The organism is Janthinobacterium sp. P210006, assembly GCF_036231885.1.
Taxonomy (GTDB): Bacteria; Pseudomonadota; Gammaproteobacteria; order Burkholderiales; family Burkholderiaceae_D; genus Janthinobacterium; species Janthinobacterium violaceinigrum.
This window is the reverse complement of the sequence record NZ_JAZARD010000004.1, coordinates 355,885-378,582: the sequence shown is the minus strand read 5'-3', so window position 1 is coordinate 378,582 and position 22,698 is coordinate 355,885. Positions and strand designations below refer to the sequence as shown.

Here is a 22,698-nt window from a genome sequence, read left to right as displayed (position 1 = left end):
TTTTTTATTTTCCGGCGCGTTTTTTATCGGACCGCCCCTCTATAATTGCCCGCTTGTTCTCTCTCGATGGAGTCTGCCTCATGCTACGCCACGCCCTGCTGTCCACCGCCCTGCTCACCGTGTTTGCCGCCAGCGCGCAAGCCGCCCCCGCCCTGACGACAGTGGCCGAGCGCTCCGCTTTCCTGCAGACGGGCCGCTACGCGGAAGTGGAAGCCTTGTGCCGGCAGTTCCAGGCGCGCTATCCGAAGCAGGTGCGCTGCGTGGAGTTCGGCCGCACGCCGGAAAACCGCCCCATGCTGGCGCTGGCCGTGACGAATACGGGCGCGCTGACGCCGGCCGAAGCGGCGCGCCGCAAGGTGCCCGTGCTGCTGGTGCAGGGCGGTATCCATGCGGGCGAGATCGATGGCAAGGATGCGGGCTTCCTGGCCTTGCGCGAAGCACTGGAAGGCAAGGCGGCGCCCGGCGCGCTGGACAAGCAGGTGCTGCTGTTCGTCCCCGTCTTCAATGTCGATGGCCATGAACGCTTCGGCCGGTGGAACCGTCCGAACCAGCGCGGTCCCGTGGAGATGGGCTGGCGCAGCACGGCGCAAAACTACAATCTGAACCGCGAATACATGAAGGCCGATACGCCCGAGATGCAGCACATGCTGGCGCTGGTCAATGCCTGGGATCCGCTGGTGTATGTCGACCTGCACGTCACCGATGGCGCCCAGTTCGAACCGGACATCTCGATCCAGGTCGAACCCGTTCATGCGGGCGACGCGGCCCTGCGCGTGGCCGGCACGGCCTTGCGCGACCAGGTGCTGGCCGACCTGGCCAGCCAGGGTTCGGACCCGAAGCCGTTCTACATTTCGTTTGCCGAGAACGACAACCCGCAATCGGGCTTTGTCGATTCGGCGCCGAACCCGCGCTTTTCGCACGGCTATTTCCAGCTGCGCAACCGCTTCGGCATGCTGGTGGAAACCCATTCGTGGAAAGACTATCCGACGCGCGTGCGCATCACCCGCAACACCATCGTCTCGCTGCTGTCGCAAGTGGCGCAGCACGGCGCGCAATGGCGGCAGACGGCCCTCGAGGCGGACCAGCGCGCAACGCAGCTGGCCGGCACCACCTTGCCGCTGACCTACAAGACGACGGACAAGAGCCGCATGATCGCGTTTCGCGGCTACGCCTACACGCGCACGCCATCCGAGGTGTCGGGCGCGCTGATGACGCGCTACGATGAAACCACGCCGCAGATCTGGAATGTGCCCCTGCGCGACGAGATCGTGCCCGACCTGCAGCTGGCCGCGCCGAAGGCCGGCTACCTGGTGCCCGCCGCACAGGCGCAGATGGTGGCGGCCAAGCTGCGCCAGCACGGCGTGGCGTACCAGGTACTGGCTGGCGCGCCCGGCAAGCTGCCGGTCGAAGCCTTCCGCGCCACGACGGTGAAATTCGGCGCGCAGTCGTTCGAAGGGCGCCAGACGGCAAGCGTGCAGGGCGAGTGGCAGCACGAGGAACGCGAAGTCGGCGCAGGCGCGCTGTACGTGCCCGTCAACCAGGCCAAGGCGCGCCTGGTCGTGGCCATGCTGGAGCCGCGCGCGCCCGATTCCCTGCTGGCCTGGGGCAGTTTCAATACGGCCTTCGAGCGCAAGGAATACATGGAGGAATATGTGGCCGAAGACGTGGCGCGCGCGCAGCTGGCGGCCGACCCGGCGCTGGCCGCGCAGTTTCACCAGAAGCTGGCCAATGAGCCCGCGTTTGCCGCCAGCCCGGCCGCGCGCCTGGAGTTTTTCGCGCGCCGCCACGCTTCCTGGGATGAGCGCCTGAACCTGTATCCGGTGCTGCGCACGGACGTCGCGCCGGCCGCTCTTGCCGCACCGCGGGCGCGCGCACTGGAGTTGCCAAAACAGGCAGATTAATTGAAAGAAAATGTTATTCTCCGCTCGATGATGGCGCCGCCACCACGAGCAGAGACCAGCGATGGGCAACAAGACACTGTATAACCAGCACCGGGAGACGTTTTTTCGCCTCTGCGACGCCGTCGGCGAAAATCAGGTGGAACAGGTGCGCAGCCTGCTCGAGGCCGCACCGCTGCTGTTGACCTTGCGCCGCTACAACATGGATGACGGCGAATCGCTGCTGCATCTGGCCGCGGCCGGCGGCAGCCGCGACGTCTGCGTCCTGCTCGTGTCGCTGGGCCTGGACATCGACCTGCCCTTGCCCGGCTACCGCAACCATACGCCGCTGGACGCGGCGGCAAGCCATGGCCATCTGGATACCTGCCGCTGGCTGCTCGAGCAGGGTGCTGCCGTCGACGGCTTGCCGGACAATATACTGTCGCCGCTGGACAGCGCCTGCGTGGGCGGCCACCAGGACGTGGTGGCATTGCTGCTGCAGTCGGGCGCCAATCCGAACCGCCTGCATACGCGCTGGAACCAGGCGCCGGTCGATATCGCCACCGGCTGGGGTTTTCCCGCGATCGCCCAATTGCTCGCTGCCGCCGGCGGCGTCAGCGTACTCGACGTGCCGCAGCAGGCGGCCGCTTCGCCGCAGGAATCGATCCGCACCTTCATGCACAACAGCGCCGGCTGGGTATTGCCGGCCGTGTTCAGCCCGGACAGCGGCGACGCGCGCTTTTCGCTGGGGATCAGCTGTATCGGCGGCAAGAGCGATTTCAAGCTGTTGTTTACGGCCGGCCTGTTCCAGCAATCCCCGATGACCGAACTGGCCATCTGCCTGCCTGGCCGCTGGCCGCTGACGGTCCACGGCTTCGCGCAGCACAGCCCCTGGCGCTTTCCGGTGGCGCTGCTGGCACGCCTGGGACGGCGCACGCTCGACCAGGCCAGCCTGGCGGCGGGCGAGCTGTTGCGGCGCGACGACCCGCACCTGGCGGACCTGGCCTGGCCGGATGGCGTCGACGCGCTGCTGGCCATCGACAAGCGCTGGAATCTGGAGCCGGAGGAGGACATTGCCGACGATGACAAGGTCACCATCTATCTGCTGGTGCCGGTGAAGTTCACGAAAAAAGGCGCGCCTGACGCCAGTGCCTTGCCGGCATTGATGGAACGCAAGCTCAAAGGCAGCTGGAAAGTGTCTGCCTTGCCCGTCCCCGTCATTGGCTAGCGCGCGCGTGGCCAGATCAAACCGGCCAGCTTGCAGTGATGTTATCCTGCTAATGCATCTTTCGCGTCCGCGCGCAACCTGTTCACGCATCGGTTTTTCATGACACAAAAAATTCTTCTCCTGAGTGTCTCGGCCGGCGCCGGCCACATGCGTGCGGCGCAAGCCATCGAGGCGTATGCGGCGCGCGATGGCGGCGGCCCAGCGGCGCTGACCCTGCATCTCGACGTGATGGAGTTCGTTACGCCCGCCTTCCGCAAGCTGTACACGGATTTGTATATCAAGCTGGTCAACAAGGCGCCCGCGCTGTGGGGCTATCTGTATCACGCCACCCACGATGCGCCGCGCGACAGCTCGATGCAGCGCCTGCGCCGCGCCGTCGAGCGCCTCAACACGCGCGCGCTGATGGCGCGGATCGCCGCCTTCCAGCCCGACGCCATCATCTGCACGCATTTCCTGCCGGCCGAACTGCTGTCGCGCGCCCTGCGCCAGCAACAGCTGGCTTGCCCCGTGTGGGTGCAGGTCACCGATTTCGACCTGCACCGCATGTGGGTGCACGAGCAGATGCAGGGCTATTTCGCCGCCACCGACGAAGTGGCGTTCCGCATGCGCCATGAAGGCATCCCAGCCGACCGCATCCACGTGACGGGCATCCCCGTCATGCCCGCGTTCGCGCAGGCGCCCGACCGCGTGCAGTGCGCGCAGGCGTGTGGCCTGGAGCCGCGGCGCACGACGATCCTGCTGATGGGCGGCGGGGCGGGCCTCGGCAGCCTTGAAACGGTCGCCGCGCGCCTGCTGGCGCTGCCGGGCGACTTCCAGCTGATCGCGCTGGCGGGGAAAAACGCGGCCGCGCTGGCGGCGCTGCAGGCACTGGCCGGCCAGTATCCGGGCCGCCTGCTGGCGCAAGGCTTTACCGGCGAAGTCGAGCGTCTGATGGCGTGCGCCGACCTGGTGATCACCAAGCCGGGCGGGCTGACCACGTCGGAATGCCTGGCGCTGGGCTTGCCCATGATTGTCAACTCGCCGATTCCCGGGCAGGAAGAGCGCAATGCCGACTATCTGCTGGAGCAGGGCGTGGCCCTGAAGGCATTCGATGCCGTCACCCTGGAATACCGGGTGCGCCTGTTGCTCGAGCATCCCGAGCAGTTGCAATCGATGCGCGCAAAGGCGCTGGCCCTGGGCCGCCCGCGCGCCGCCCTGGACGTGCTGGCGCAGGTGCTGCGCGCCGGCGCCGTTCGTCAATAACCAGGAAACCATGATGCTGCATGTCATACTGTTGACCCTCGCCCTGGGGCTGGCCGCCGCGCCGGCCGGGGCGCAACCTTCGCCGCCACGCCATCCGGACTGGGCCACACCGCTGCCGCAGGTGTCGAACCTGCACCAGGTCACGCCCGTCCTGTACCGCAGCGCCAGGCTGGATAGCGCCGACGTGGCCCAGTTGCAGGCGTTGGGCGTGAAGACGGTGATCAGCCTGCGCTCCTTCCACTCCGATACGCAGGTGCTGGAAGGCAGCGGCATCCGCGCCGTCCGCATCCCCATCAATACCTGGGCCATCCGCGACCGCCATGTGATCGACACCATGCGTGCCATCCGCGCCGCCGGACAGCAGGGCCCCGTGCTGCTGCATTGCCTGCACGGCGCCGACCGCACGGGCATGATGGCCGCCATGTACCGCATGCTGTACCAGGGCTGGCCGCGCGAGAAGGCGATCGACGAGCTGAAAAATGGCGGCTACGGCTACCACGCCGTGTGGAAGAATATCGAAAGCTACCTCCAGCGTGTGAATGTCGACGAACTACGCGCGCGTATCGATGCGCCACAACCCTGATACCCCGCCAGCGCGCCACTTCAGGCATGATTGCGATTCCAATCACGTTTTTCCGGAATCCGCATGGAACACCACAGCTTTCTCATCAACATACTGTTTTACCTGGTGGCCGCCATCATCATGGTGCCGCTGGCCAAGCGCCTGGGCATGGGCGCCGTGCTGGGTTACCTGGTGGCCGGCGTCGTCATCGGTCCCTGGGGCCTGGGCCTGATCAAGAATGTCGAGGTGATCCTCAGCTTTTCCGAATTCGGCGTGGTGCTGCTGCTGTTTCTGATTGGCCTGGAGCTGGAGCCGAAGCGCTTGTGGCTGCTGCGCCGCCCCATTTTCGGCTGGGGCGGGGCGCAGGTGGGCGTCGTCAGCGCGGGACTGTGCGCCGTGGCCATGGCGTTCGGCGTGGACTGGCGCACGGCGCTGGTGGGCGCATTGGGGCTGTCGCTGTCGTCGACGGCCATCGTGCTGGCCACCCTGGGCGAACGAAAACTGATGAGTACTCCGGCCGGTTCCGCCGGCTTTTCCATCTTGCTGTTCCAGGATATCGCCGCCATTCCCATGATTGCGCTGGTACCGCTGCTGGGCGGCCTGGTCACGCATAGCGGCGAGCCGGGCTGGCTGCGCGTGGCCAAGCTGGCCGCCGTGCTGGCCGCCCTCGTGGTGGGAGGACGCTTTCTCGTCAACCCCATCCTGCGCTTCATCGCGAAGACGGACTTGCGCGAAATCTTCACGGCTTTTGCCCTGCTGCTGGTGATCGCCATCTGCGTGCTGATGGAGTCGGTGGGCCTGTCGATGGCGCTGGGCACCTTCATGGCGGGCGTGCTGCTGGCCGATTCCGAATACCGGCATGAGCTGATCAGCGACCTGGAACCGTTCAAGGGACTGTTGCTGGGCCTGTTTTTCATCGCCGTGGGCATGTCCGTCGATTTCGGCGTGCTGCGCGCCCAGCCGCTGCTGATCCTGGCCCTGGTGGCCGGCCTGCTGGCGGTCAAGATCGCCTTGCTGTATGTGCTGTCGAAGTTTTTCGACATTCCCCGCGGCCAGCAGCTGTTCTTCGCGCTGTTGCTGTCGCAAGGCGGGGAGTTCGCCTTCGTCGTGTTTGCCGCCGCCGAAGCCGCGCATGTGTTTGCGCCGGAAACGGCCGCGCTGCTGGTCGTGGTGGTGACCCTGTCGATGGTGGCCACGCCCTTGCTGCTGCTGTTGCACGATAAATTCGTCGCGCCGCGCCTGCAAGGCGACAAGAAGCGCCGCCCCGACGACCATATCGAGGCGCAGGACAATCCCATCGTCATCGCCGGCTTTGGCCGCTTCGGCCAGATCATCGGCCGCCTGCTGGCGGCGAACAAGATCGGCGTGACGGTGCTGGACCACGACCCGGACCAGATCGACCTGCTGCGCAAGTTCGGCTTCAAGGTATTTTATGGCGACGCCACGCGCGTGGACCTGCTGGTGGCGGCCGGTATCGAGAAGGCGAAGGCGCTGGTGATCGCCATCGACAACGTGGACGACAGCCTGGCCCTGGTCGACGCCGTGCGCCTGCGCCTGCCCGAACTGACGATCCTGGCGCGCGCGCGCAACGTCACGCATTACTATGAATTGATGAAGCGGGGCGTGACCCTGATCGAGCGCGAGACCTTCGCCGCCGCCTTGCTGCTGGGCGAGCAGACCTTGCAGCAGGTGGGCTATAGCGCGGAACGGGCACAGCGCGCGGCCGGCATCTTTGGCCGGCATAACCTGAAAACCCTGCTGGAAGTGGCGCCGCACTTCCAGGACCAGCAAAAAGTGATGTCGCTCACGCGCCAGGCGCGCGAGGAGCTGGAAGACATGTTCGAGAGCGATGCGGCCGCGTTTGCGGCGGCCGAAACTTCGGGGTCAGACCCTCAACACCGCTAACACAGAGGCTTGCGCCAGCAATAGAGGGGGTCTGACCCCAGCCTTCGCTTGGGGTTTGCTAAAGCTTACTTCCCCCGCTTCGTTTCAATCGCCTCGATCTGGTCCATGATGCCGTTCATGCGCGCCACCAGCGCCTGGTACGGTTTCGGCGAGGCCAGGTCGACGCCGGCCGCCTTCACCAGCTCATACGGGTAGGCCGAGCCGCCCGCGCTGAGCATCTTCAGGTAGGCGGCCAGGGCGCCCGGTTCCTTGTCGAGGATGCGCTGGGCGAAATCCTGCGCCGCCGCGATCGAGGTGGCGTACTGGAACACATAGAAGCCGTGATAGAAATGCGGCACGTACGCCCATTCCAGCGCGTAGGCGGGATCGATGGTCATGACGCCCTGCGCCGCGCCGTGGTAGCGCTGGAGGATGCCGGCGTAGATGGCCGTGATCTCTTCGCCCGTCAGCGACTCGCCCTTGTCCACCTTGCCGTGGATGGCCGCTTCGAATTCGGCGAACATGGCCTGGCGGAAGAAGGTGCCGCGCAGGTTTTCCAGCGCTGCGCCCAGGTACAGCAGGCGCTCGTCGTCATCCTTGGCCTGCTTCAGGCGCGCGTCGAGCAGCAGCGCCTCGTTCGTCGTCGAGGCGATTTCCGCAACAAAGATGCTGTACGGCGCATAGATCGACGGCTGCGCCTTGTTGGCCAGCACCGAGTGCATGGCGTGGCCCCATTCGTGTGTCAGGGTGCTGACGGCTTCGTAATTGTCCGTGTAGTTGAGCAGCACGAACGGATGCACGTCGTACGCATCGCCATTCATGTAGGCGCCCGCCACCTTGCGCGGGCGCGGGTACACATCCATCCAGCGCGCCTCCACGGCCGACGCGAGGGCCTTGACGTAGTCGGGGCCCAGCGGCGCGACGGAATCGAGCATCATCCGCTTGCCGTCGGCCAGCGGGAAGCTGCGGTCGCTTTTCAGCAGCGGCGCATAGATGTCGTAATACGCGAGGTCCTGGATGCCCAGCATGCGCGCGCGCAGCTTGAAGTAGCGGTGCAGAGTGGGCAGGTTGGCATTGGTTTGCGCGATCAGGGTCTGGTAGACGGCCGGCGGCAAATTGTCGGCGTCGAGCGCGGCGCTTTGCGAGTCGGCATAGCGGCGCACCTTCGCATACGCGGCATCCGTTTTCAGCTGGCCGTACAGGGTTTCGCCGAAAGTGCGTTCATATTCTTTCCACTTGCCGAAGAAGGCGTCGAACACCAGCTTGCGGTCGGCGCGCTGGTCGTCGCCGCGATACTTGGTGTAGGCCGCCTGGTCGAGGCGTACCTCTTTACCGTCCGATAATTTGACGGTCGGCCACGGGATTTCCGCATTGGCCAGGGTGCGGTAGACGCTGGCGGCCGAGCTGGTCGCCAGGCCGAATTGCGCCACCAGCTGTTCGCCCGCCGCGTCCAGCGTATGGGGTGCGCTGCGCAACATGTTGCTCAATTGAAAGCGGTACAGTTGCAAACCCTTGTCCTTGGCCAGCATGGCATCGATGCGCCTGGCGCCCAGGGCGAGGATTTCCGGCTGCAGGAAGGTGCTTGCCTGGGTGAATTCGTTGCCCAGCAGGGCGGCGCGCTGGTTCAGCTGGTTGCCCTTGCTGTCGCCCGTATCCTGGTCGTAATACTGCGCCGCATACGTGTACAACATGTTGACGCGCTTGCGCGCATCGGCGTACAGGTCCAGGCAGCTTTTCAGGCGGGCTGGCGACGCCAGCTGCCCCTTGCAGGCGCCCAGCTGCTGCAGCTGGGCCGACAGTTTTTTCGCATCCGCGTCGAACGCGGCGTCGTTTGCATACAGCGCCGTCAGATCCCAGCGGTCGGCCTGCCTGTCGGTCTGGGCGGGCGCAGGAGCGGCAAAGGCGGTGGCGAGGCTGAGGGCAAGCAGGGAAAACAGCAGGGGGCGCTTGAGCGCGGATGGCGTCATGGTTCATTCCAGTGAGGTTGTCGGAAGAATGCGTGCTGACCGCCGGGCAGGGACGTGCGCGTGACACACCGCGTACCGGCAGAGTTGCCTACGGTACAGCAAATGAGGGGAGGGGGAAAGAGGCGGGGCGCCGCCACCTGGGCGGTGGCGGCGAAACAACAGGGGCTGAGATCAGCCGATTACAGCGGTTGCAGCGGGATCGTGCCGAAGGTGGTGGGCGTCGAGCACGGCTCTTCGTCGAACGCGATGTCGCCCATGGGGTTGGCCACGCCGTCCGCCTTCAAATCCTTGAAACCGAACAGTTTCGGGTCCATCAGGTGCGATGGCGCCACGTTCGACAGGGCCGAGAAGATGCTTTCCACGCGGCCCGGGAATTTCTTGTCCCATTCGCGCATCAAGCCCTTGATCTGCTTGCGCTGCAGGTTTTCCTGCGAACCGCACAGGTCGCATGGAATGATGGGGAAGCCCTTGACTTCCGCATAGCGCTGCGTGTCTTCTTCCTTCACGTAGGCCATCGGGCGGATGACGATGTGCTTGCCGTCGTCCGATTGCAGCTTGGCCGGCATGCCTTTCAGTTTGCCGCCGAAGAACATATTCAGGAAGAAAGTTTCAAGAATGTCATCGCGGTGGTGGCCCAGGGCGATCTTGTTGGCGCCCAGCTCGTCGGCCACGCGGTACAGGATGCCGCGGCGCAGGCGCGAGCACAGCGAGCAGGTCGTCTTGCCTTCCGGGATCAGGCGCTTGACGATGCTGTAGGTATCCTGGTTTTCGATGTGGAAAGCCACGCCCAGTTCCGTCAGGTAGGCGGGCAGGATTTCCGGCGGGAAGTTCGGCTGCTTCTGGTCCAGGTTGACGGCGACGATATCGAAGTGAATCGGCGCGCGCTCGCGCAAGGTCATCAGGATGTCCAGCAGCGCGTAGCTGTCCTTGCCGCCCGACAGGCACACCATCACCTTGTCGCCGTCTTCGATCATATTGAAATCGCCGATGGCCTGGCCCACGAGGCGGCACAGGCGCTTGTGCAGCTTGTTGTTTTCCAGGGCGATCTTTTCCGCCTTCTTGCGCGCCAGTTTCTGCGCTTCCACATTGGCCGGGATTTCCACGGCGGCCGTCATCAGTTCCATCACTGCGGCATTGTTCATGTTGCTCATGCTTCATCCTTGATCTTGAATACTTCCACGCCTACGCCTTCGCAGTCGGGATACACGTCCGGTTTCATGGACGACACGCGCGCGGCGCGCACGCGCGGGTGGGCCAGCATGGCGGCCAGCACGTCGTCGACCAGGCTTTCCTGCAGCTGCACGTGGCCTTGCGCCATGCGCTTGGCGATGGTTTCGCGCATGAAGTCGTAATCGACCACTTCTTCCAGCTGGTCATCCTTGGGCGTCGACAGGGCCAGGGGAATGTACAGGTCGACGTTGATGAGGACGCGCTGCTCGCCCTTTTTCTCGAAGTCGTAGACACCGATGTTGATGAGGACTTCGTAATTGCGCAGGAACAGGCGGCGGCAATCGGCCAGGCGAGGGTGGGACAGGGCGGACGACATAGTTTTACCTTTTAGGGAATGCTGGAATACTCGTTTTTTGTTGCGTATGCGGTAGGGCTGCTGATTATTTGGTCAAAAACATGACGTCGCGTGGCAGTCCGATCAAATGCTGGCCGCCATCGACCAGCAGGGTCGTGCCCGTCAGCGCGCGCGCGCGGGCCACGTAACAGACGCTGTCGGCCACATCCTCGGGCGTGCTGGAGCGTCCCAGCGGCGTGTTTTCATGTGCCTTGGTAAAGTTCGCTTCCGTTTGCTCGCCGGAGACCAGGGTGATGCCGGGGGCAATGCCCACCACGCGCACTTTCGGCGCCAGCGCCTGGGCCAGCATGGTGGTCGCCGACAGCAGCGCCGCCTTGGACAGGGTGTACGACAAAAAATCAGGATTGAGATTGTACAGTTTTTGGTCCAGCAAGTTGATGACCACGGCTTGTTCTCCCGGCGGCGTGGCCTGGTACAGCGCTTGCGCCAGCAGGATGGGGGCGGCCAGGTTGGCGTGCATGTGGGCGTCCAGCGCGGCGACGGAAAAATCGCCCGCATTGTCGTATTCAAACAACGATGCGTTGTTGACGATGCAAGTTACCGGTCCCAGCGCCGCCTGCGCCTGCGGCAGCAGCTGGCGCACGGCGTCTTCCTGCGCCAGGTCGCAGGGCAGGGCGTGGGCGCGGTGGCCCAGTGCGGCGATTTCCGCCACCAGGCTGAGCGCCTCGTCGCGCGAGTCGCGGTAATGGACGGCGATATCCCAGCCGTCGCGCGCCAGGCCCAGCGCGATGGCGCGGCCGATGCGGCGCGCCGCGCCCGTGACGAGGGCAACGCGGGGAGTGCTGTGTGGCAGTGTCGATGCTGGAGTCATGTCTTTATTTACTGTGCTTGTGTGTGAAGTGCGCATGGCTGCCTCGGCCGGTGCTATGGCTGCTACTGGCGCCGTGGCCCGCCGATTCGCTACAATGCGGGAATGTCTCTTCCCGCACCCGATAGCGACGCGCTGGCCGCGTCCCATGCTTTGCAGCACCAGATTGCCGCCGAAATCGCGCGCAATGACGGCGCCATTCCCTTTGTCCGCTTCATGGAGCTGGCGCTGTACGCGCCTGACCTCGGCTATTACAGCGGCGGCGCCGCCAAGCTGGGCAAAGATGGCGATTTTACAACCGCGCCGGAGATTTCTCCCCTGTTCGGCGCCACCCTGGCCCATGTGGCAGCCGCTATTATGGCGCAAACGGCTCCGCGCATCCTCGAATTCGGCGCCGGCACGGGCAAGCTGGCCTGCGATATCCTGACGGAGGCGGCCAGCGCCGGCATCCCTATAGAACAGTATGCGATCGTCGAATTGTCCGGCGAATTGCGCGCGCGCCAGGAGCTGGCGCTGGCCGCCTTCCCGCAAGTGGTGTGGTTCGACGGCTTTCCCGACAGTTTCGAGGGCGCCGTGTTCGGCAATGAAGTGCTGGACGCCATGCCCGTCAACCTGATCAGCAAGACGCCCGCCGGCTGGTGCGAACTCGATGTCAGCATTGCCGATGGCCAGTTCGTCTTTGTCGAGCGTCCGGCCGGCGCCGAGGTGGCCGCGCAGATCGCCGCCCAGGTGCCCGAGGCCGATACCTTGCCCGTCGGCTACGTCACGGAGATCCACGGCGTGGCCTGCGGCTTCATGCGCTCGCTGGCGCGCATGCTGACCAATGGCAAGGGCGGCGCGGCCGTGCTGTTCGACTACGGTTTCCCGGCGCACGAGTATTACCTGGCCCTGCGCGCCACGGGCACCCTGATGTGCCATTACCGCCACCACGCGCACGCGGAACCGTTTTATCTGCCCGGCTTGCAGGACATCACGGCCCACGTCGACTTCACGGCCATGGCCGTGGCGGCGCAGGATGCGGGTCTCGATGTGCTCGCTTACATGAACCAGGCTTCCTTCCTGCTGGGCTCGGGGCTCGGCGACTTGCTGCTGCGTACCGATCCCCAGCAAGTCAAGACCTATTTGCCGCAGGCGAGCGCCGTGCAAAAGCTGGTCTCGCCAGCCGAGATGGGGGAATTGTTCAAGGTGCTGGCCGTGGGCCACCGCGTGGAGTTGCCGGAAGCGCTGTTGTCCGCTGACCGCAGCCATCGCCTGTAAGCGCCTGCAATATCAAGGCAGGGCCGTCCCGCCCTGCAATTTCCTGTTTGCTGGTGGTTATTATCTTGTCATATCGTATATGATGACCGACACAGCACGGTTCCATCCTGCAAGAACCCGTCGCCGCGCACCGATTTCAAGATAGAACGATGGGAAAGATACATACACACTATGACAACCTGAAAGTGGCGCGCCTGGCGCCGCAGGAAGTCATACGTGCCGCGTACAAAGCCCTCAGCCAGAAGTACCACCCGGACAAGAATCCCGGCGATGAAAAGGCCGCCCGCATCATGGCGATCCTCAATAGCGCCTATGGCACCTTGTCCGATCCGCAACGGCGCAAGGAACACGACGAGTGGATCGCTGCCGAGGAGTGGGAAATCGAATGGCTGGAAAGCACCCACCAGGAAGAGGGCAAGAGCCGCGATGGCCGCGCGAAAAGCCATGGCCAGCCGCATGAACATGCCTGGGCGCAGGATGTGCCGCCGCCGTCGGGCAAGCCGCGGCGCGGCATGCAGCCCGTCTGGCGCAACTGGCGCTGGTGGCTGAGTTTGCTGGTCTGCCTGTTGCTGGGCTGGCTGGGCGCCTTGCTGATGCTCGACACTTCGCAGCCCATGCCTGCCGCGCTGGCCTCGGCCTGGAGCGGGCTGGCCCGCGATGGCGCCAAGCCCCATGCGCCGGCGGCCACGCCAGCGTCCAGCTCTGCGCCGCCATCGAAAGGCGAGCCCGTGGCCGTCGATAGCTGGGCGGTAGGCAAGCCGTATGCGCCCGAACCCCAGCAAGCGAAGACGCCCGAGATCCGCGTGCTGGCCGTGTCCCAGCTGAGCCTGAAAGCCATCCAGCCCGCCTGCGATGGCGCAAGCAAGGCAGAGTCGGCATCGCTGGTGGCGCCGAATGGCGAACCATGGCCCGTGCATTCCGGCTATGTCGATGGCTTCCCTATCGGTAACAAGGGCGATGAGCTGGCCGTGAGCATCGACAACGGCAGCAATGCCGCGCCCGTGTTCGTCAAACTGTATGACACGGAGCGGCGCTCGAACGTGCGCTACCTGTACATCCTCGCTTACGACAAGCTGCTGGTGGAGCAGCTCAGCGCGGGCAAGTATGAAGTGCGCTACCAGGCCGTCGGGCCCGGCCAGGACAGTTGCGGCAGCAGCACGCGCAGCGGTGCATCGGCTGCCACGTCGGCACCAGCCGCTGGCGACGACGGCGCGAAGAATCCTGTTGTAAGCAGCATCTAATCTGATTATGCTTGATAGGCGTCAAAGCAGCGTCCACATCGAACTTATCCCTTAGGAGTATTCATGACCGACCTCAAAGCCGATGCAGATGATAACTGGCTGCTCGACGAGGATGAGCCGGTGGCCAGTCCTGCCGGGCTGGCCGCGCCCGACCAGCGCCTGTGGCGCGTGCTGATCGTCGACGATGACGTGGATGTGCATGCGGTAACGCGGCTGGCGCTGCGCAATGTCAGTTTCAAGGGCCGCGAACTGGAACTGTTCTCCGCCTACAGCGGCCGCGAGGCATTCGAGATCTTGCGCGACACGCCCGATATCGCCCTGGTCCTGCTCGATGTGGTGATGGAAACGGACGATGCGGGACTGATCCTGGCCAAGCGCATCCGTGCCGAACTGAACAATTCCATCGTGCGCGTCGTGCTGCGCACGGGCCAGCCGGGCCAGGCGCCCGAGCAGCGCGTCATCATCGAATACGACATCAACGATTACAAGGCCAAGACGGAACTGACGACGCAGAAGCTGTTTACGACCGTCATCTCGGCCCTGCGCGCCTACGAGAGCCTGATGATGCTCGAGCGCAGCCGCATCGGCCTGGGCAAGATCCTGGCCGGCGCCACCAATCTGTACCAGATCCATTCCCTGCGCGAATTCGCTTCCGGCGTGCTCAACCAGGTCAGCGCCATCCTCGACGTGGGCGCCGACGGCGTGCTGTGTTTGATGCAGGGCGGCGCCGGGCGGCCCGAGGTGGTGGCCGCCACGGGCACCTATGCCGTGCTGGCCGAGGCCGAAGCCATGCCAAGCGACCATGCGCTCACGCCCACCATCGACAAGGCGTTTGCGGAAAAGCGCAGCCAGTTCGAGCATCCGGCCAACGTGCTGTTCATCCATACGGAAGGCAACCGCGAGCTGGCCATCTCCGTCACGCCGCCGTGGCCGCTGGCGCAGATCCAGCGCGACTTGCTGGAAGTGTTTTGCCAGCGCATCGCTGCCGCCTTCGACAACCTGTATATGTTCGGCCAGCTGCGCAAGGCGCAGGAAGCCACCGTCGTGGCGCTGGCCGACCTGGCCGAGTTCCGCGACAGCGACACGGGCGGCCACGTGCGGCGCGTGCAGCAATTGTCCGACGCCATCGCCCGCCGCATGCAGCAGCGCGGCGTGTATGCGGACGAACTCACGCCGCAGCTGCTCGACATGATCGGCCTGGCCAGCATCCTGCACGACGTGGGCAAGGTGGCCACGCCGGACGCCGTGCTGCTCAAGCCGGGCAAGCATACGGATGAGGAACGGGCGCAGATGCAGCTGCATGCCAGCGTCGGGCGCACCATCCTCGAGCGGGCCGCCAACATGGTCGACGGCGTCAGCTACCTCACGTATGGCGCACAGATTGCCGGCGGCCACCACGAGCATTTCGATGGCGCCGGTTATCCGAACGGCCTGAAGGGGCGCGACATTCCCCTCGCCGCGCGCATCGTTGCCGTGGTCGACGTTTTCGATGCCTTGCTGCACGAGCGGCCTTACAAGGAACCGTGGCCATATCCGCAGGTGCGCGAATACATCGAACAGCGCCGCGGCAGCCAGTTCGACCCGGAAGTGGTGGCGGCGCTGCTGGACCTGATCGACCATGAGCCGCAACTGTGGCATCCGGAGCGCGCCATCGCCTGAGTTGGCGTTTTTCGGCACGCCGCCATTCCCTTGCGCGCGGCGCCGTCATATACTCGGCAGCCTCATGCTGGCTGGCGCCACGCACCAGTGTGGCGCGCCGCGGAGTTTTCGGACATCACGACATGAAAGAACTCAAGGGCCTTAGCGCACTGATCATCGAGCCCCATCCGGGCATGCGCGCCAGCCTGCACAATATGCTCAACCTGTGCGGCCTGGCGAAGATCGATGACGCGGCCAGCTCGGGCCAGGCGATCCGCATGCTGGGCAGCAAATCGTACGACCTGATCCTGTGCGAATACGATCTCGACGGCGGGCAGGATGGCCAGCAGATGCTGGAAGACTTGCGCCACCACAAACTGATGCATGCGTCGACCATGTTTTTCATGGTCACGGGCGAAGGCAGTTTCGCCAAGGTGGTCAGCGCCGTCGAGCTGCTGCCCACCGATTACATCCTCAAGCCATTTACCGCTGACAACATGCTGGAGCGCATCGGCCGCGCGCTGGACAAGCGCAATGCCTTCGTGCCCGTCTACGAACTGATCGACGTGGGCAACGAGCGCGCGGCGATTGCCGCCTGCGCCGAGGGCGCCAGCCTGTATCCCCGCTACGCCACGGATTTCCTGCGCCTGCGCGCGGAGCTGCATCTGCTGCTGGGCGAGGCGGCCGACGCCGAACCGATCTACGCAGCCTTGTATGACGCCAAGGCCATCGGCTGGGCGCGCCTGGGGCAGGCCAAGACGCAATTTCTGCTGGGCGAATACGAAGCGGCGCAGGGCATGCTGGAAGGGCTGCTGGAAAACAACAAGCGTTTCCTCGACGCGTATGACTGGCTGGCGCGCACGCATTTGGCGCAAGGCAAGCCGGAACTGGCGCAGGCGGCCCTGAGCGAGGCCGTGGCCCTGTCGCCGCACGCCGTGCGCCGCTTGCGTCGGCTGGGCGAGGCGGCCCTGGCGGCCGACGATATCGACATGGCGGAAAAATCCCTGAAGCTGGTGGTCAGCAAGGCCAAGTATTCGGAATTCCGCGACCCGGAAGACCATGTGCGCCTGGTGCAGACCCTGGTGCGCAAGGGCGATCCCCTGCAGGTGGGGGCCGTGATCCGCGATCTCGACAAGTCGATGGGCGGGCAAAAGAATACGGAGCTGTGCAGCGCCCTGTGCAGCGCCATGCTGCATGCGCATACGGGCAACGAGGAACGCCTGCAGCAATCGCTCGATGCGGCGCTGGCCGCCAACCGCCACAGCGTGGGAAGTTCGAACATGCTTAAAACGGAACTGGCGCGCCACTGCCTGGCCCATGGGCGCGAAGACGGCGCAGCCGAGGTGATGCGCGAAGTCATGCGCAATGCGCCCGACAGCGCGGCCATGACGCGCGCCATGGCCGTGTTCGAGCAGGCGGGGCGCGAAGAGCTGGCCAAGGCGCTGGCGCGGCAAAGCCGCCAGGAAGTGGCCGACATGGTGGCGGCCGGCGCCGCCAGGGCGGGCGAGGGCGATTTCCGCGGCGCCGTCGATCTGATGGGCGAAGCCGTCACGCGCCTGCCCGACAATCCGCAAGTGGTGTTCAATGCGGCCGTGGCCGTGCTTAAATGCCTGGAGCACGAAGGCTGGGATGAGCGCATGGGGCAGCAGGCGCTGACGTTTATTGCCGGCGTGCGCCGTCTGGACCCGCGCAACCCCAAATTGCCCGTGCTGTCCGGCCTGCATCAGCAGTTATTGCGTAAATATAAGCCCCATGGCAACACCTGGATGCATCCGCCTGACGCCCGGTAAAAGGGGAAAATGACGGGAAAATGCGGCTTGCCGGCAGGGGGGATAAAAAAAATGCGAAAAAAGACGACTTTTTCTCGCCAACCCTTGCACTTTCTCAAATCGGGAGCTTATAATCACGCCCCGAAGCAGCCAACTTCTTCTTTATACGCAAATGCAGCAGTCAGGCATCAGCAAATAAGGTTGACAGTTGTGAGTAGATGCTTCATACTCTGCGGTTCCCGCGGAGGGGTGGCCGAGTGGTTAAAGGCGACAGACTGTAAATCTGTTCTCTATGAGTACGCTGGTTCGAATCCAGCCCCCTCCACCAAGTTTTTGCAAGGAAAACTGGGTAGTAGCAAAAGTAAGTGAAGATAAAGTGAACGATACCTCGCGGGTGTAGCTCAATGGTAGAGCAGAAGCCTTCCAAGCTTACGACGAGGGTTCGATTCCCTTCACCCGCTCCAGTTTCCGTTCAGATGCTTGATGCATCGCATGCAACAAATTACAGCCCTTGTAGCTCAGTGGTAGAGCACTCCCTTGGTAAGGGAGAGGCCACGTGTTCGATCCACGTCAAGGGCACCAGAATTCGCAGCAGGCAGCACAGAAGCAATTCAAACCAGACCGTCGGGCGTGTGCCTGAGCAATCTAATCAAATCATTAGGAGTTCAAAATGGCAAAAGGTAAATTCGAACGGACCAAGCCGCACGTCAACGTCGGCACCATCGGCCACGTCGACCACGGTAAAACCACGCTGACCGCTGCAATCGCAACGGTTCTGTCGAAGAAATTCGGCGGCGAAGCTAAAGCATACGACCAGATCGATGCAGCTCCAGAAGAAAAAGCGCGCGGTATCACGATTAACACCGCCCACGTCGAGTACGAAACGGAAACGCGTCACTACGCGCACGTTGACTGCCCAGGCCACGCCGACTACATCAAAAACATGATTACCGGTGCTGCCCAGATGGACGGCGCGATCCTGGTGTGCTCCGCAGCTGACGGCCCAATGCCACAGACCCGCGAACACATCCTGCTGGCCCGCCAAGTTGGCGTTCCATACATCATCGTGTTCCTGAACAAGTGCGACCTGGTCGACGACGCAGAGCTGCTGGAACTGGTTGAAATGGAAGTGCGCGAGCTGTTGTCGAAGTACGAATTCCCAGGCGACGACCTGCCAATCATCAAAGGTTCGGCACGTATGGCGCTGGAAGGCAAAGAAGGCGAAATGGGCGTTGACGCAGTGCTGCGTCTGGCCGATGCGCTGGATGCCTACATCCCAACGCCAGAGCGCGCTGTTGACGGTGCATTCCTGATGCCAGTAGAAGACGTGTTCTCGATCTCGGGTCGCGGTACCGTTGTGACCGGTCGTATCGAGCGCGGCATTGTTAAAGTCGGCGAAGAGATCGAAATCGTCGGTATCACCGATACCGTCAAAACGACTTGCACCGGCGTGGAAATGTTCCGCAAACTGCTGGACCAAGGTCAAGCAGGCGACAACGTTGGTCTGCTGCTGCGCGGCACCAAGCGTGAAGACGTGCAACGTGGTCAAGTTCTGGCAAAACCAGGCTCGATCAAGCCACACGCCCACTTCACCGGCGAGATCTATGTTCTGTCGAAAGACGAAGGCGGCCGTCACACGCCATTCTTCAACAACTATCGTCCACAGTTCTACTTCCGTACGACGGACGTAACCGGTTCGATCGAGTTGCCAGCAGACAAAGAAATGGTCATGCCAGGCGATAACGTGTCGATCACCGTCAAGCTGATCAACCCGATCGCGATGGAAGAAGGTCTGCGCTTCGCTATCCGCGAAGGCGGCCGTACCGTCGGCGCCGGCGTGGTTGCAAAAATCATCGCATAAGGAAATGTTATGCTTCCACCCGGGGCGTCCTGGGTGGTAGAATAGCACTCCTCGAAAGTTTTACGTAGGGACGTAGCTCAATTGGCAGAGCGTCGGTCTCCAAAACCGAAGGTTGGGGGTTCGATGCCCTCCGTCCCTGCCACCGTCAAGGTGCAGGGCACCGAAAGTAGAAAAATGTCAAATCAATCCGTGCAAACCGTTAGCACGTCGAGTGACAAGATAAAAGTCGCGCTGGCAATAGTGGCTGCGATTGCAGGAGTAGTCGGGTTTTATTACCTGGCAGGCCAACCAGCTCTGGTGCGTGCAAGCGCGCTTGTGGCTGGTTTGGTTATTGCTGTTGCGCTCTTGTATGTCTCGACGACCGGCCGTGAATTTCTCAATTTCGCCAAAGAAGCTGTGCGCGAAACCAAGAAAGTCGTTTGGCCTACCCGCAAAGAAGCCACGCAGATTACTGCGATCGTGTTTGCCTTTGTGCTGGTCATGGCGATTTTCCTGTGGGGCACGGATAAATTGCTCGAGTTTTTGTTGTATGACGTAATTCTGGGTTGGAAAAAATAATGAGCGAAAATGTGCATGATGAAGCGGCGGACGAGTCCGTTCCGGGCGACGCTCCGGTAGCGGACACTGGTGCAGCGCTGAGCGTGCCAGTGAGCAGCAAGCGCTGGTATGTCGTGCATGCTTATTCCGGCATGGAAAAAAGCGTCATGCGCGCACTGACCGAGCGCATCGAGCGCGCGGGCATGCAAGACCAGTTCGGCCAGATCCTGGTGCCGATCGAAGAAGTGGTCGAAGTCAAGAATGGCGTCAAGTCCGTCACCGAACGTCGTTTCTATCCTGGCTATGTGCTGGTTGAAATGGAAATGACGGACGAGAGCTGGCACTTGGTGAAGAACACCAGCAAGGTTACCGGTTTCATTGGTGGCAAGTCGAACAAGCCGACGCCGATCTCCGCGCGCGAAATCGACGGCATCATGAAGCAGATGCAAGAGGGTGTTGAGAAGCCCCGTCCAAAAACCTTGTACGAGGTGGGCGAGCAAGTGCGCATCAAGGATGGTCCGTTCACCGATTTCAACGGCAATGTCGAAGAAGTCAATTACGAGAAATCCAAAGTACGCGTCTCGGTCACCATCTTCGGCCGCGCTACCCCGGTAGAGCTCGAATTCGGCCAGGTCGAAAAAGTTTAAGTTGTATCAGCGCCACCAGGAGCGCCGCGGCAGTCTCAGCGAAATCCGGTCAGAGGAGCCCCGCCAGGGTAGGATCGGCGGGGCGCTACTACTCAATCCAAGATAGGAGCCATCATGGCAAAGAAAATCATTGGTTTTATCAAGCTGCAAGTGCCAGCTGGTAAAGCAAACCCATCCCCACCAATCGGTCCAGCTCTGGGTCAACGCGGTCTGAACATCATGGAATTCTGCAAAGCGTTCAACGCGCAGACCCAAGGTATGGAACCAGGCATGCCGATCCCAGTCGTGATCACCGCGTTTGCGGACAAGTCCTTCACGTTCGTGATGAAGACGCCTCCAGCAACCTACCTGATCAAAAAAGCTGCTGCGATCACCAAAGGTTCGCCGAAGCCACATACCGACAAAGTCGGTACGCTGACCCGCGCACAAGCTGAAGAAATCGCTAAATTGAAAACCCCTGATCTGACCGCTGCCGACATGGATGCTGCTGTACGCACCATCGCTGGTTCCGCTCGTTCGATTGGTATCACGGTGGAAGGTGTTGTATAATGGCTAAGTTATCCAAACGTATCAAGGCTTTGAAAGCCAAAGTCGACCGTACCAAAGTGTACGCTTTCGACAACGCTGTCGCTCTGATCAAAGAGTGCGCAACGGCCAAGTTCAATGAATCGATCGACGTATCGGTACAACTGGGTGTTGATCCTAAGAAATCCGACCAAGTGGTGCGCGGCTCCGTCGTGCTGCCAGCTGGTACCGGTAAAACCGTACGCGTGGCAGTATTCGCGTCGGGCGAAAAAGCTGAAGCTGCTAAAGCAGCTGGCGCCGACATCGTTGGTATGGAAGACCTGGCTGAGCAGATCAAAGCCGGCGACATGCCTTTCGATATCGTTATCGCTTCGCCAGATACCATGCGTATCGTTGGTACCCTGGGTCAGATCCTGGGCCCACGCGGCATGATGCCTAACCCGAAAGTTGGCACTGTTACTCCTGACGTCGCTACCGCCGTGAAAAACGCGAAAGCCGGTCAAGTTCAGTACCGTACCGACAAATCCGGTATCATCCACGCTACCATCGGCCGTAAATCGTTCGCTGACGCAGATCTGAAATCGAATCTGGTCGCACTGATCGACGCACTGAACAAAGCCAAGCCAGCATCGAGCAAAGGCGTGTACCTGCGCAAAGTTTCGCTGTCGTCGACCATGGGCGCTGGCGTCCGTGTTGACCAGGCTAGCCTGGCAGCTTAAGTAACAGAATCAAGTCCTGTAGCGCCTTCGGGCGCTGCGGGCGCATCTTTGGGCTGTCTGCCCGGTGTTCGCACCAGGCAGGCAGACAATCAAAGACCGTTGGGCCGACTGCGATTGCACATGCAGAAGGTTAATAGGCTTGCCGGCAACGGCAAGTGCCCAACGCAGATGGTGTACCCGAACAAGTTTTGTAGTCCTCATGCTGCGTGAATCCATCCGCTCAGTTTAGTACTTCTTGACTTCGGACGCCGTGTTCGAACCGATGCAAGGCGCTCAACCACTCGGTTGTGATTGCCGAACATCATTTAAGGAGGTTGACCGTGAGTCTCAATCTGAATGACAAAAAGGCCGTCGTCGCCGAAGTTTCCGCACAAGTAGCAGCTGCGCAAACGATCGTCGTGGCCGAATATCGTGGCATCCAGGTTGGTCACTTGACGCAACTGCGTGCTAAAGCGCGTGCCCAAGGCGTGTACCTGCGTGTGTTGAAAAACACTCTGGCTCGTCGCTCCGTTGAAGGTACCGCATTCGCCAGCCTGGCAGATGCCATGACCGGCCCGTTGATCTACTCGATCTCGGCCGATGCCGTTGCAGCAGCTAAAGTCATCGCTGACTTCGCTAAAACCAACGACAAACTGGTCATCAAAGCAGGTAACTACGCAGGCAAGCCGCTGGATACAGCTGCTGTCACCGCGTTGGCGAGCATTCCTAGCCGTGAAGTTCTCATTTCGCAGTTGTTGGGCGTTATGCTGGCTCCGGTTTCGGGCTTTGCACGTGGTCTGGCTGCCCTGGCAGCGAAAAAAGGCGAAGGCGCCGAAGCTCCTGCAGAAGCAGCAGCAGAAGAAGCCCCAGCAGCCGCTTAATTGCGCGCGCTTTTTTCTCTCAGTACCAATCTGATGTAACTAACGTAATAAATTTAGGAGTTTCAAAATGGCAATTAGCAAAGACGATATCCTGGAAGCAGTTAGCGCCATGTCCGTAATGGACCTGAACGACCTGGTTAAAGCATTCGAAGAAAAATTCGGCGTGTCCGCAGCAGCAATGGCTTCGGCCGGTCCTGCAGCAGGCCCAGCAGCAGCTGCTGAAGAGCAAACCGAGTTCAACGTTGTTCTGGACACCTTCGGCGCAAACAAAGTTGGCGTCATTAAAGCAGTTCGCGAAATCACCGGCCTGGGCTTGAAAGAAGCTAAAGACCTGGTCGATGGCGCACCAAAAACTGTGAAAGAAGCAGTGTCGAAAGCTGATGCAGAAGCAGCAGTCAAGAAACTGGTAGAAGCCGGCGCAACCGCTTCGATGAAGTAATATCTGTACCGGCGTCAGTTAGCGCCCGAGTCAAAGTCTGAGGTTTCCCCTC

Annotated in this window: 20 protein-coding genes and 4 tRNA genes; 20 read left to right on the top strand and 4 right to left on the bottom strand. The window is 62.3% G+C overall.

The window, feature by feature from the left end; genetic code table 11:
- Positions 1–80: 80 nt before the first annotated feature.
- The 5 genes from VPH41_RS21430 (at position 81) to kefC (ending at position 6,814) form a co-directional block, all read left to right on the top strand.
- Positions 81–1,901, top strand: coding sequence for a M14 family metallopeptidase (locus VPH41_RS21430; RefSeq protein WP_328571431.1), 1,821 nt, complete (start codon positions 81–83; stop codon positions 1,899–1,901).
- 61 nt (positions 1,902–1,962) lie between these two features.
- Positions 1,963–3,105 (top strand): ankyrin repeat domain-containing protein, encoded by a 1,143-nt coding sequence (locus VPH41_RS21425; RefSeq protein WP_328571430.1) that lies wholly within the window; start codon positions 1,963–1,965, stop codon positions 3,103–3,105.
- A 99-nt stretch (positions 3,106–3,204) separates the two neighbouring features.
- Complete coding sequence (locus VPH41_RS21420) at positions 3,205–4,347, top strand: MGDG synthase family glycosyltransferase (RefSeq protein WP_328571429.1); 1,143 nt, start codon at positions 3,205–3,207, stop codon at positions 4,345–4,347.
- 10 nt (positions 4,348–4,357) lie between these two features.
- The gene (locus tag VPH41_RS21415; protein ID WP_328571428.1) at positions 4,358–4,930 is read left to right on the top strand and encodes a dual specificity protein phosphatase family protein; all 573 of its coding nucleotides are present in this window, start codon (positions 4,358–4,360) and stop codon (positions 4,928–4,930) included.
- 63 nt (positions 4,931–4,993) lie between these two features.
- Positions 4,994–6,814 (top strand): glutathione-regulated potassium-efflux system protein KefC, encoded by a 1,821-nt coding sequence (kefC, locus tag VPH41_RS21410; RefSeq protein ID WP_152282008.1) that lies wholly within the window; start codon positions 4,994–4,996, stop codon positions 6,812–6,814.
- Positions 6,815–6,879: 65 nt separating this feature from the next.
- On the opposite strand, the gene pepF is transcribed toward kefC, so the two are convergent.
- The 4 genes from pepF to VPH41_RS21390 all read right to left on the bottom strand — a co-directional run bounded on the left by pepF (position 6,880) and on the right by VPH41_RS21390 (position 11,156).
- Positions 6,880–8,760: an oligoendopeptidase F gene (gene pepF, locus VPH41_RS21405; RefSeq protein ID WP_328571427.1), complete on the bottom strand. Its 1,881-nt coding sequence runs from the start codon at positions 8,758–8,760 to the stop codon at positions 6,880–6,882.
- A gap of 179 nt (positions 8,761–8,939) precedes the next feature.
- On the bottom strand, positions 8,940–9,875 hold the full coding sequence (gene ttcA / locus VPH41_RS21400; RefSeq protein ID WP_328571665.1) for a tRNA 2-thiocytidine(32) synthetase TtcA: 936 nt from the start codon (positions 9,873–9,875) through the stop codon (positions 8,940–8,942).
- Between the two features lie 32 nt (positions 9,876–9,907).
- Positions 9,908–10,306 carry a dihydroneopterin aldolase gene (locus VPH41_RS21395; RefSeq protein ID WP_046682033.1) on the bottom strand — a complete coding sequence of 133 codons (399 nt, stop codon included), beginning with the start codon at positions 10,304–10,306 and terminating at the stop codon, positions 9,908–9,910.
- 64 nt (positions 10,307–10,370) lie between these two features.
- A complete protein-coding gene (locus VPH41_RS21390) occupies positions 10,371–11,156 on the bottom strand; it encodes an SDR family oxidoreductase (protein WP_328571426.1) in 786 nt (261 codons plus the stop codon).
- 102 nt (positions 11,157–11,258) lie between these two features.
- On the opposite strand from VPH41_RS21390, the gene VPH41_RS21385 reads away from it, so the two are divergent.
- From VPH41_RS21385 to rplL, 15 genes are all read left to right on the top strand, one after another.
- A complete protein-coding gene (locus tag VPH41_RS21385; RefSeq protein ID WP_328571425.1) occupies positions 11,259–12,410 on the top strand; it encodes a class I SAM-dependent methyltransferase in 1,152 nt (383 codons plus the stop codon).
- A gap of 149 nt (positions 12,411–12,559) precedes the next feature.
- On the top strand, positions 12,560–13,651 hold the full coding sequence (locus VPH41_RS21380) for a J domain-containing protein (protein WP_328571424.1): 1,092 nt from the start codon (positions 12,560–12,562) through the stop codon (positions 13,649–13,651).
- Positions 13,652–13,714: 63 nt separating this feature from the next.
- Positions 13,715–15,310, top strand: a complete 1,596-nt coding sequence (locus VPH41_RS21375) for a DUF3369 domain-containing protein (protein ID WP_328571423.1) — start codon at positions 13,715–13,717, stop codon at positions 15,308–15,310.
- 122 nt (positions 15,311–15,432) lie between these two features.
- A complete protein-coding gene (locus VPH41_RS21370) occupies positions 15,433–17,079 on the top strand; it encodes a tetratricopeptide repeat-containing response regulator (RefSeq protein WP_152282014.1) in 1,647 nt (548 codons plus the stop codon).
- Between the two features lie 222 nt (positions 17,080–17,301).
- Positions 17,302–17,386 (top strand) — tRNA-Tyr (locus VPH41_RS21365).
- Between the two features lie 62 nt (positions 17,387–17,448).
- Positions 17,449–17,522 (top strand) — tRNA-Gly (locus VPH41_RS21360).
- A gap of 43 nt (positions 17,523–17,565) precedes the next feature.
- A tRNA-Thr gene (locus tag VPH41_RS21355) sits at positions 17,566–17,640 on the top strand.
- A gap of 88 nt (positions 17,641–17,728) precedes the next feature.
- Positions 17,729–18,919 (top strand): elongation factor Tu, encoded by a 1,191-nt coding sequence (tuf, locus tag VPH41_RS21350; protein ID WP_077398776.1) that lies wholly within the window; start codon positions 17,729–17,731, stop codon positions 18,917–18,919.
- 66 nt (positions 18,920–18,985) lie between these two features.
- A tRNA-Trp gene (locus VPH41_RS21345) sits at positions 18,986–19,061 on the top strand.
- Positions 19,062–19,093: 32 nt separating this feature from the next.
- Positions 19,094–19,477, top strand: coding sequence for a preprotein translocase subunit SecE (gene secE / locus VPH41_RS21340; RefSeq protein WP_010394308.1), 384 nt, complete (start codon positions 19,094–19,096; stop codon positions 19,475–19,477).
- Positions 19,477–20,103: a transcription termination/antitermination protein NusG gene (gene nusG / locus VPH41_RS21335; protein ID WP_034753130.1), complete on the top strand. Its 627-nt coding sequence runs from the start codon at positions 19,477–19,479 to the stop codon at positions 20,101–20,103. Before secE ends, nusG begins: the two co-directional genes overlap by 1 nt.
- Positions 20,104–20,217: 114 nt before the next feature.
- Positions 20,218–20,652, top strand: a complete 435-nt coding sequence (gene rplK / locus VPH41_RS21330) for a 50S ribosomal protein L11 (RefSeq protein ID WP_034783246.1) — start codon at positions 20,218–20,220, stop codon at positions 20,650–20,652.
- Complete coding sequence (rplA, locus tag VPH41_RS21325) at positions 20,652–21,347, top strand: 50S ribosomal protein L1 (protein ID WP_034753134.1); 696 nt, start codon at positions 20,652–20,654, stop codon at positions 21,345–21,347. Before rplK ends, rplA begins: the two co-directional genes overlap by 1 nt.
- A gap of 320 nt (positions 21,348–21,667) precedes the next feature.
- A complete protein-coding gene (rplJ, locus tag VPH41_RS21320; protein WP_071326751.1) occupies positions 21,668–22,207 on the top strand; it encodes a 50S ribosomal protein L10 in 540 nt (179 codons plus the stop codon).
- Positions 22,208–22,274: 67 nt separating this feature from the next.
- Entirely contained in the window at positions 22,275–22,646 is a 372-nt protein-coding gene (gene rplL / locus VPH41_RS21315; RefSeq protein ID WP_070223390.1) for a 50S ribosomal protein L7/L12, read from the top strand.
- Positions 22,647–22,698: the final 52 nt, after the last annotated feature.

Excerpts from the sequence above, each read along its gene's own strand:
- VPH41_RS21370 (WP_152282014.1), top strand. The coding sequence starts at position 15,433 with ATGAAAGAACTCAAGGGCCTTAGCGCACTGATCATCGAGCCCCATCCG.
- pepF (WP_328571427.1), bottom strand. The coding sequence starts at position 8,760 with ATGACGCCATCCGCGCTCAAGCGCCCCCTGCTGTTTTCCCTGCTTGCC.
- VPH41_RS21415 (WP_328571428.1), top strand. The coding sequence starts at position 4,358 with ATGATGCTGCATGTCATACTGTTGACCCTCGCCCTGGGGCTGGCCGCC.
- VPH41_RS21420 (WP_328571429.1), top strand. The coding sequence starts at position 3,205 with ATGACACAAAAAATTCTTCTCCTGAGTGTCTCGGCCGGCGCCGGCCAC.
- rplL (WP_070223390.1), top strand. The coding sequence starts at position 22,275 with ATGGCAATTAGCAAAGACGATATCCTGGAAGCAGTTAGCGCCATGTCC.
- nusG (WP_034753130.1), top strand. The coding sequence starts at position 19,477 with ATGAGCGAAAATGTGCATGATGAAGCGGCGGACGAGTCCGTTCCGGGC.
- VPH41_RS21395 (WP_046682033.1), bottom strand. The coding sequence starts at position 10,306 with ATGTCGTCCGCCCTGTCCCACCCTCGCCTGGCCGATTGCCGCCGCCTG.
- secE (WP_010394308.1), top strand. The coding sequence starts at position 19,094 with ATGTCAAATCAATCCGTGCAAACCGTTAGCACGTCGAGTGACAAGATA.
- VPH41_RS21385 (WP_328571425.1), top strand. The coding sequence starts at position 11,259 with ATGTCTCTTCCCGCACCCGATAGCGACGCGCTGGCCGCGTCCCATGCT.
- VPH41_RS21430 (WP_328571431.1), top strand. The coding sequence starts at position 81 with ATGCTACGCCACGCCCTGCTGTCCACCGCCCTGCTCACCGTGTTTGCC.
- VPH41_RS21390 (WP_328571426.1), bottom strand. The coding sequence starts at position 11,156 with ATGACTCCAGCATCGACACTGCCACACAGCACTCCCCGCGTTGCCCTC.
- rplK (WP_034783246.1), top strand. The coding sequence starts at position 20,218 with ATGGCAAAGAAAATCATTGGTTTTATCAAGCTGCAAGTGCCAGCTGGT.
- tuf (WP_077398776.1), top strand. The coding sequence starts at position 17,729 with ATGGCAAAAGGTAAATTCGAACGGACCAAGCCGCACGTCAACGTCGGC.
- rplA (WP_034753134.1), top strand. The coding sequence starts at position 20,652 with ATGGCTAAGTTATCCAAACGTATCAAGGCTTTGAAAGCCAAAGTCGAC.
- VPH41_RS21375 (WP_328571423.1), top strand. The coding sequence starts at position 13,715 with ATGACCGACCTCAAAGCCGATGCAGATGATAACTGGCTGCTCGACGAG.
- ttcA (WP_328571665.1), bottom strand. The coding sequence starts at position 9,875 with ATGACGGCCGCCGTGGAAATCCCGGCCAATGTGGAAGCGCAGAAACTG.
- VPH41_RS21380 (WP_328571424.1), top strand. The coding sequence starts at position 12,560 with ATGGGAAAGATACATACACACTATGACAACCTGAAAGTGGCGCGCCTG.
- kefC (WP_152282008.1), top strand. The coding sequence starts at position 4,994 with ATGGAACACCACAGCTTTCTCATCAACATACTGTTTTACCTGGTGGCC.
- VPH41_RS21425 (WP_328571430.1), top strand. The coding sequence starts at position 1,963 with ATGGGCAACAAGACACTGTATAACCAGCACCGGGAGACGTTTTTTCGC.